At 43.0% G+C, this 1,404-nt stretch carries 1 protein-coding gene; it reads left to right on the forward strand.

Translation table 11 applies throughout. The features are described 5' to 3' along the window. On the forward strand, positions 1 to 1,062 hold a 1,062-nt coding region (locus DFO72_RS29075; RefSeq protein WP_113885936.1), incomplete at its 5' end, for a M20/M25/M40 family metallo-hydrolase. Between the last annotated feature and the right edge of the window lie 342 nt (positions 1,063 to 1,404).

A 1,404-nucleotide genomic window follows, 5' to 3' on the forward strand; every position in this document is an offset into this window, starting at 1 on the left:
GAGAGTTCGCCATTTGGAGCGGAAATTCGCGAGGGCAAATTGATTGCGAGGGGCTCTGCTGACAACAAGGGCGCCTTGATGGCCCGGATCTGCGCGGTTCATGCCTATCAAAAAGTGAATGGCGCACTGCCTGTGAACATCAAGTTCCTCGTAGAAGGGGAGGAGGAATCAGGTGGCAGTCGACACATCAAGCATCTAGCAGCCACACAGCCGGAGCTTTTACAAGCTGATCTATGCATTTGGGAGAATGGCTTTGTCAACAACGATGGCAGCTTTGAAGTCAAGCTGGGCAACAAAGGAATTCTCACAGTGAAATTGGTAGCAAAATCAGCCAACACGGATCTGCACTCTTCCAATGCGGGAATCATCGAAAATCCGGCTTGGCGGCTCGTTTGGGCGCTGAATACGATAAAAAATAATCGTGGCGAGGTCCTTATCGAGCATTTCTATGACAAGGTCGCCAAACCGACAGAGAGAGAAAAAGTGATTCTCGAGCAGATGGATCTTGAAGAAGAGGAGATGTTAGCTCGTCTGGGTTTGGATCACTTCATCCTCAATTTGCGAGGAAATGAGCTAAAAGAAAAGCTGGTCTTTCAGCCGACCTGCAACATCTGCGGGATTCATTCCGGTTATACAGGCAAAGGCAAAACAGTATTGCCATCGGAAGCGTGGGTGAAAATTGATTTCCGCCTCGTGCCCAATCAAGTACCGAAAGAAATTCTCCAGCATCTTCGCAACCATTTGGATAGCCATGGCTTCCAGGATATCAAGATTTTGGCTAGTGAAGGAACTCAAGCTTCCAAAACAGATCCTGGTGATCCTTTTGTAAAAAAAGTAATGAAAGCGGCTACAAAGTTAAAGGGGATTCCTCCTCGGATCATATTAATGAATCCTGGATCCGGTCCGATGTACGACCTATGTCAGCAACTGGGCATTCCTGCAGTCGGCTTTGGGGTAGGGAATTCGGATTCCAGAAAACATGCGCCAAATGAAAACATTTTGATCAAGGATTACCTAGATGGGATTAAAATGGCGGCAACAGTCATTCATGAGTGGGCATAGCAAATGAGAGAATCTGAAGGTTATATTTAATATTTTCCTCTTAAAGGTAGTATCAAAAGTTCTATGAAAACAGAAGAGTGAATTTCCTAGTAAAACTCATAAGGGATACACAATAATTTTTCTTGAAACTTTACATCAATAAAAGTAATAAAAGATTAGGTAACACTTTACTATACCCTCTTTTCTTAGTGGATTTGGCAGCCGGATACCTGATCTTTACCTTGAAAAATGGAGGGGTGACAAAGCTTTTTTGGTGAATTCCTTTGTTTCTAAGGAAATATTACTTTTTTTATAATAAATTCTTTTGCAATAAGTTTAGTAAAAAGAGGGGGAAATTATGAG

The organism is Cytobacillus oceanisediminis, from assembly GCF_004366035.1.
Lineage (GTDB): Bacteria > Bacillota > Bacilli > Bacillales > Cytobacillaceae > Cytobacillus > Cytobacillus oceanisediminis_C.